At 74.5% G+C, this 7054-nt stretch carries 6 protein-coding genes; 5 read left to right on the top strand and 1 reads right to left on the bottom strand.

What is annotated here, in order from left to right; translation table 11 throughout:
- Positions 1–85: 85 nt before the first annotated feature.
- Positions 86–418: a hypothetical protein gene (locus ACIGG8_RS03160; protein ID WP_396545221.1), complete on the top strand. Its 333-nt coding sequence runs from the start codon at positions 86–88 to the stop codon at positions 416–418.
- A 458-nt stretch (positions 419–876) separates the two neighbouring features.
- Positions 877–1665 carry a pyridoxal 5'-phosphate synthase gene (locus ACIGG8_RS03155; RefSeq protein ID WP_396545219.1) on the top strand — a complete coding sequence of 263 codons (789 nt, stop codon included), beginning with the start codon at positions 877–879 and terminating at the stop codon, positions 1663–1665.
- A gap of 163 nt (positions 1666–1828) precedes the next feature.
- Here ACIGG8_RS03155 and ACIGG8_RS03150 read toward each other — a convergent pair whose 3' ends face one another.
- Positions 1829–2845 carry an EamA family transporter gene (locus ACIGG8_RS03150; protein WP_396545217.1) on the bottom strand — a complete coding sequence of 339 codons (1017 nt, stop codon included), beginning with the start codon at positions 2843–2845 and terminating at the stop codon, positions 1829–1831.
- 152 nt (positions 2846–2997) lie between these two features.
- Here ACIGG8_RS03150 and ACIGG8_RS03145 point away from each other — a divergent pair, with 152 nt between their 5' ends.
- The 3 genes from ACIGG8_RS03145 (at position 2998) to ACIGG8_RS03135 (ending at position 7035) form a co-directional block, all read left to right on the top strand.
- A complete protein-coding gene (locus ACIGG8_RS03145; protein ID WP_396545215.1) occupies positions 2998–3870 on the top strand; it encodes a DUF1906 domain-containing protein in 873 nt (290 codons plus the stop codon).
- Between the two features lie 43 nt (positions 3871–3913).
- Positions 3914–5221: a hypothetical protein gene (locus ACIGG8_RS03140; RefSeq protein WP_396545213.1), complete on the top strand. Its 1308-nt coding sequence runs from the start codon at positions 3914–3916 to the stop codon at positions 5219–5221.
- Positions 5222–5373: 152 nt separating this feature from the next.
- Positions 5374–7035: a long-chain fatty acid--CoA ligase gene (locus tag ACIGG8_RS03135; RefSeq protein ID WP_396545211.1), complete on the top strand. Its 1662-nt coding sequence runs from the start codon at positions 5374–5376 to the stop codon at positions 7033–7035.
- Positions 7036–7054 lie beyond the last annotated feature (19 nt).

The following is a 7054-nucleotide window of genomic DNA, read 5'->3' as shown; positions in this document are numbered from 1 at the left end:
CGCAGCCCGCAGGTGTTCGTCTGGCCGGCGAACCCCCGCACACCATGCTCGACATTGCACGATTAACGGATTTCTGGAGGCTTTCATGGCTCGCATCCATACCCGCCGGGTGGCCGGACTCCTGTTCGCCGCCCCGCTCGCGGCCGGTCTGCTGCTCGCGGCGGCCGCCGGTGTCGCCGTCGCCGACAACGGCGCGGGCGCCGCAGGCGGTTCCAACGCCGGTGTGGTGTCCGACGTGGGCACCGGCAACGTGTTCGGCGGCGTCGACGGCAACTACGTCTCCACGCAGCAGACGGCCACCGGTTCCGGGGCCTCGAACCAGAACAACACCCTCGCGGTGAAGGACAACGCCGGCGCCGTCCTGGCCGGCCAGGGCAACAAGAACGTCAACGTCATCTTCGCGCCGATCTTCCCCTGACCGTACGACCGTGCCGGGTCCCACCGAGCACCACCGAGGGCGGGGGCGCCCGAAGTGAGCGGCCACGGGTGAACTGAGCACCCGCGGACGGGCTCGGACCGGATCGAACGGCCGGGGAACAACGAAAGCAACGAACAACCGGCTCGGGAACAGCGAGCCGCAACAACCGCGACAACCAGAGGGAACCGCGCATCACCAAGGGAACAGCGCATGACCGGCCAGCGGAAAGGGTCACCGCGAAACCGGCTCCGTGGGCGGTGCCGCCATCGGCACCGCCCACGAGTGCGTCCGCGGCCGGCCACCGCCGACCCGGGCCCGATCCGTCCACCGAGGGCCCGCGCCCGGGGCCGTCGGCCCGCGGCGGTACGGTTGCGCTCCGACAGCGCACCGCGCCGGGGCCCGGAAAGGGACGGCCCGGCCGGGGTGGCGACCGCGGCATTCGGAAGGAAGGGCGCGCGATGGCGGCGGAGGAGGAGGGCCTGACCGGCCCGGACGGGGCCAGGCCCGTACCGGAGCCGGAGGCGGGGGCACGCCCGGAGCAGGCGGCCGATCCGGCCCGCGAGCACCGGCCCGAGCCCAGGTCCGTCCCCGAGCTGCTGCTCGGCCGCCCGCCGATGGCGCGCCCGCTGCCGTTCTTCGACCACGAGGCCGCTCCCGCCGAGCCCGGCCCGCTGTTCGTGGACTGGCTCGCCACCGCCCTGGACGCCGGGGTGCTGGACCCGCAGGCGTTCACCCTCTCGACCGTCGACGCGGACGGCATGCCGGACGCCCGGGTGCTGGTGCTGCGCGACGTCGACGCGGCCGGCACCGGCTGGAACTTCTCCGCCGCCGCCGACAGCCCCAAGGGCCGTCAGCTCGCCGACCACCCGGCCGCCGCGCTGACCGTCTACTGGCCGCAGCTGGGCCGCCAGGTGCGGGTGCGCGGCACCGTCGAGCGGGCCGCCGACCTGGTCGCCGCCGCCGAGTTCGCCACCCGCTCGCCCGCCGCCCGGGCCTCCTCGCTGGTCGGCCGGCAGAGCGAGCCGCTGGCCGCGCTGGTCGAGTACGACGACGCGGTGGCCGTCGCCCGCCGCCGGCTGGAGGCGCACCCGGACGTCGTCCCGCCCGGGCACGCCGTCTACACCCTGTGGGCGCACGAGGTGGAGTTCTGGCAGGGCGACTCCGACCGCCGGCACGTCCGGCTGCGGTACACCCGCACCGGCCCGGTCAGCTCCCCGGACTGGTCGCGCTCCCTGCTCTGGCCGTGAGCCGCCGACGCCGGTAGCCGACGGGCACCCTCGACGTCGGTAGCCGACGGGCACCCTCGACGTCGGTAGCCGACGGGTACCCCGCCACTGGTAACCGACGGGTTCACCCGGCGCGCCGGCCGCCGGGTGCCCCGAGCGGCCCAACGGCGTCCGCGGACGGGCCCTACCGGCGCCCGGTCAGCGTGGCGCCCACGCTGGCCGCCACCACGCAGCCGATTCCGGCCAGCTGCGGCACGCCCAGCAGCTGGCCCAGCACCACCAGGCCGACCAGCGCGCTGACCGCCGGCTCCAGGCTGACCAGCACGCTGAACACCCGCTGCGGCATCCGGCGCAGCGCGGTCATCTCCAGCGCGTACGGGATCACCGGCAGCAGCAGCGACACCCCGGCCACCGAGGCGAGCAGCACCAGCGGCGAGGCGCCCGGCGCGGTCAGCCCGTGCCAGGCCTCGCCGAGCCCGAGCGGCGCCAGCGTCAGCGCGCCGACCGTCATCGACACCGCCAGCCCCTGGAACCCCTGGAAGGTCGCGCCGACCTTGTCGGTGAACAGGATGTACGCGGCGTAGCAGGCGGCCGCGCCGAAGGCGTACAGCAGGCCGACCGGGTCGAGCGAGCCGCCGCCCTCCCCCTCGCCGAGCAGCGTCAGCAGCACCACGCCGGCGGCCGCGAGCAGTGCCCAGAGCAGGTGGCTGGCGCGCCGGGCGAAGACCAGGGCGACCGCGAGCGGGCCGAGGAACTCGATGGTCGCGGCGGTGCCCATCGGCAGCCGGTCGATCGCCCCGGCGAACAGGCAGGTCATCCCGGCCGAGGCCACGCCGAGCAGCGCGGCGGAGCCGAGGTCGCGCGGGCGCTTGTCGCGCAGCTTCGGCCGGGTGACGGCGAGCAGGATCGCGGCGGCGAAGCCGAGCCGCAGGAAGGTCGTGCCGCTGACCCCGAGCGGGCCGAAGAGCGGCTTGGACAGGGCGATGCCGGTCTGCACCAGGAACATCGCGGTCAGGCAGAGAACCGGCGCCGGGATCCTCCCCCAGCCTTCGGCCGGGGGGCCGGACGCCCCACCTCGTCGCCAGCCACCCCGCTCGCCGGCCGGCTCGCCCTTGAGGGCGGGCGGCATGGCAAGAGCCTCGGCGACGGCGGCGGCCGACGACGAGGCGGTGAAGGTTTCGCTGGTATGGGAGGTGGGCATATGAGCGAGTTTGCCGTAAGGAGTGATGCGGCGGCAAGCTCGTTACAAATATCGGGACGGATACGGACGGGTGCATCCGAAAGGGTGGACCCGCGCGCGAGTGGCGGCGTGGCTGCCGCATTCGTCCGACGATCCGTCAGTATCAAGGCCGGGTGCGCTATCTCCGCCCCGCGGCCCTCCTCGCCGCCTCCCTCGTGCTCCTGCTGGCCACCGATGGGACGGGCGCGAGCGCCGAAGCCACCGCCGCCGCGCGAGCCGCCGTCCCCCGCATCCGGGCCGTCACCCTCCCCGACCGGGGCGCCCCGCCCCGCCCCCACGACGACTGGAACGGCCCCGCCTTCGACGTCTGCACCGCACCCCCGCTCGACACCCTGCGGGCCTGGCACGGCGCCTCCCCGTACGGGGCGGTCGGCATCTACACCAGCGGCTCCCAGCGCGGCTGCGCCCAGCCCCGGCTCACCGCCGAGTGGGTGCGCCGGGCGCGCGCGACCGGCTGGCGCTTCCTGCCGGTGCACGTCGGAGCCCAGGCGCCGTGCGGAGACCCGAGCCGCAGGCCCGCGCGGATCGACCCGGCGAGGGCCGTGCAGCAGGGCCGGGACGAGGCGGGCGAGGCCACCCGCGCGCTGCAGTCGCTCGGGCTCGGCCCGGGCAGCCCGGTCTACCTGGACATCGAGGCCTACCCGATGCACGACCGGGCCTGCGGACAGGCCGTGGTCGACTTCGCCCTGGGCTGGACCCAGGCCCTGCACTCGGCCGGCTACCGCTCCGGCTTCTACTCCAGCCTCGACTCCGGGATCGCCGACCTGGCGGCCGCGGCCCGGGCCGGCAGCGCCCCGCTGCCCGACGCGTTCTGGTACGCCCGCTGGGACGACCACGCCGACACGGCCGGCTCCGGCGCCCTCGACCCCGGGCTGTGGAGCCTCCACCAACGCGTCCACCAGTACCGCGGCAACGTCGCGGAGACCTACGGCGGCGCCACCCTCACGATCGACCGCAACCAGGTCGACGCCCCCACCGCGGGCTGAGGCCGCCGGTAGGGTGGCCCCCGATCCGGCACAGGGGGGCGGAATGACGAACAGCCACGGACACGGCGACGAGCACGGGTACGGCACCGCGGGCGGATACGGCGCGGTGCCGCCGCAGAACCCCTACAGGCAGGCGCCGTACGAACAGAACCCGTACGCCCAGCCGGTCCCGCCGCAGCCGTACCCGGGTCAGCCGGTCCCGCCGCAGCCGTACCCGGGCCAGCCGGTCCCGCCGCAGCCGTACGCCGCCGCTCGGCAGCCGGCCGCCGCCCAACCGCCCGCCGCAGCACCGCAGTTCGCTGCTCCACCGCACTCGCAGCCGCAGCAGCCCCAGCCGCCTTCGCAGCCGCAACCCGGCGCCTTCCCCGGCTTCCCCGGCCCGTTGCCGCGCCGCAGCCGCCTCGCCGTCCTGCTCCAGTTCCTGCTGCAGTGGATCTACGCCCCGCTCTGGATCGTCGGCCTGGTGATCCTCTTCGCCGTCCTGATCCTCTCGGACTACAACGGTGGCGGCCCCAGCTCCGACGGCTGGCTGAAGGTCAACCGCACCTTCATCCCGCCGCGCCGCCTGCGGGCCGAACTCACCGGCCGCCCGGAGGACTGGGAGCGCTACGTCACGCCGATCATCCGGCGCCGGATCGCCGCCGCCGAGGCCAAGCACGCGGCCGGCGGCGGCGAGGTGCAGGCCGACCTCGGCCGGGAGGTGTCGGTCGGGCTCGCCGATCGCCTCTACCGGGGCCTCGGGGCGGCCGGCGTGGTCCGGATCGGCGAACGGTACGGCTGGCACGGCGTGCTGCCGTCCGGTCCGAACACCGTGCACATCCGGCTCGTCCGCCGCTTCCCCCCGCCGGCCGACCTGAACGCCCCCTCCCCGTACGACCCGCCGGCCGCCCCCGGCACCCCGTGGGGCCCGCAGCCGACCCGCTCCGCGCTGCTGCTGCCGTTCGTCTTCCTGCTCCAGATCGTCTACGTCCCGGTCTACGGCCTGGCCACCTTCTGGATCGACCGCCCCGAGCCCGACCACTGGGAGCGCTGGGGAGCCCGCTGGACGGTCGGCCCGCGCGCCTTCCGGGCCGAGTTCACCGACAGCCCCGCCGCCTGGGACCGCCACATCCGCCGCATCCTCCAGCGCGACACCAAGCGCGAACTCGCCCGCACCGCCGACAGCTACGCCAGGCTCACCACCCCCGACGGCAGCTACTTCCGGCGCATCCAGGTCCACCGCGCCACCTACCGCGGAGCCGGCGCCCACCGGGCCCTGTCCATCGCCGCCGAGGACGGCTGGACCCTCGACCCCGCCTACACCCCCGACCCGGCCAACTCCCTCCGCCTCTGCCGGCGCGAACAGCGCTGACCCGGGGCCGGCGGGGGCCCGTGATCCGTGCAACGGGGTCGGGATGCTGACAGCGGGCCGTGGGGGCGGCAAAATCGGGCAGGTCGGCGCGCATTACCGCCCGGTAGGTGCCGCAGGCGATTCCGCCAGTGCCGCCAGGTCAAGGAGGACCCGTGTTCAGCACGATGCAGGACGTACCGCTCACCGTCGCCCGAATCCTGGAGCACGGGTCCAGGATCCACAGCCGGTCGACCGTCACCACCTGGGACGGCACCGGGCCGGTCGTCCGTACGTACGCCGAGGTGGGAGCCCGTGCCGCGCAGCTCGCGTGCGCGCTGCGCGACGAGCTCGGGGTGACCGGGGACGACCGGGTCGCCACGCTGATGTGGAACAACGCCGAGCACTTGGAGGCGTACCTCGCCGTTCCGGCGATGGGGTCCGTGCTGCACACGCTCAACCTGCGGCTGCCCGCCCAGCAGCTGTCGTTCATCGTCAACCACGCCGCCGACCGCGTGATCATCGTCAACGGCACCGTCCTCCCGCTGCTGGCCGCCGTCCTGTCGGACCTCGCGCCCACGCTCAAGCACATCGTGGTGAGCGGCCCCGGCGACCGCTCGCTGCTCGCGGGCTTCGCGGGCGGCGTGCACGACTACGAGGAGCTGATCGCCGGCCGCCCCACCACGTTCCCGTGGCGGAGCGACATCGACGAGCGGCAGGCCGCGGTGCTCTGCTACACCTCCGGCACCACCGGCGACCCGAAGGGCGTGCTCTACAGCCACCGCTCGGTCTACCTGCACTGCCTGCAGGTCAACACCGGCGACAACTTCGCCTTCACGCCGCGCGACACCGCGCTGCCGGTGGTCCCGATGTTCCACGTGAACGCCTGGGGCATCCCGCACGCCGCCTTCATGTCGGGCGCCAACCTGCTGATGCCGGATCGTTTCCTCCAGCCCAAGCCGATGGCCGAGATGATCGCCGCCGTCCGCCCCACCGTCAGCGCCGCCGTCCCCACCATCTGGAGCGGCCTGCTGGACGAGCTCGACGCCGGCGACTACGACACCTCCAGCCTGCGCATGGTGGTCATCGGCGGCAGCGCCTGTCCGCCGTCGCTGATGGAGGGCTTCCAGGAGCGCCACGGCATCCGGGTCATCCACGCCTGGGGCATGACCGAGACCTCCCCGCTCGGGTGCTTCGCCCAGCCGCCGGGCGGCCTCACCCCGGAGGAGGAGTGGCCGTACCGGATCACCCAGGGCATCTTCCCGGCCTCCGTCGAGGCCCGGCTGATCGGCCCGGGCGGCGAGCGGATGCCGCACGACGGCGTCTCGGCCGGGGAGCTGGAGGTGCGCGGCCCGTGGATCGCCGGGGCGTACTACGGCGGCGCCGGACAGGACCCGGTCCGCCCGGACGACAAGTTCTCCGAGGACGGCTGGCTGCGTACCGGTGATGTCGGCACCATCACCGCCGACGGCTACCTGACCCTCACCGACCGGGCCAAGGACGTCATCAAGTCCGGTGGCGAGTGGATCTCCTCGGTCGACCTGGAGAACCAGCTGATGGCGCACCCCGAGGTGGCCGAGGCCGCCGTGGTCGCCGTCCCGGACGAGAAATGGGGCGAGCGCCCGCTGGCCACCGTGGTGCTGCGCCCGGGCGCGACCGTCGGGCTGAAGGAGCTGCGGGCCTTCCTGGCCGGGCGGATCGCCTCCTGGCAGCTGCCGGAGCGCTGGTCGATCGTGGAGTCGGTGCCCAAGACCTCGGTCGGCAAGTTCGACAAGAAGGTGATCCGGGCCGACTACGCGGCGGGCGGGCTGGACGTCACGGTGCTCGGCAAGGAGTAGCCGCAGGGACGGGAAGAGG

Source organism: Kitasatospora sp. NPDC085464 (assembly GCF_044541955.1).
Taxonomy (GTDB): domain Bacteria; phylum Actinomycetota; class Actinomycetes; order Streptomycetales; family Streptomycetaceae; genus Kitasatospora.
The sequence above is the reverse complement of the archived record's forward strand: the minus strand, read 5'-3'. Positions and strand labels throughout refer to the sequence as shown.

Coding starts and splice junctions, on each gene's coding strand:
- ACIGG8_RS03160 (WP_396545221.1), top strand. CDS start 86: ATGGCTCGCATCCATACCCGCCGGGTGGCCGGACTCCTGTTCGCCGCC.
- ACIGG8_RS03155 (WP_396545219.1), top strand. CDS start 877: ATGGCGGCGGAGGAGGAGGGCCTGACCGGCCCGGACGGGGCCAGGCCC.
- ACIGG8_RS03150 (WP_396545217.1), bottom strand. CDS start 2,845: ATGCCCACCTCCCATACCAGCGAAACCTTCACCGCCTCGTCGTCGGCC.
- ACIGG8_RS03140 (WP_396545213.1), top strand. CDS start 3,914: ATGACGAACAGCCACGGACACGGCGACGAGCACGGGTACGGCACCGCG.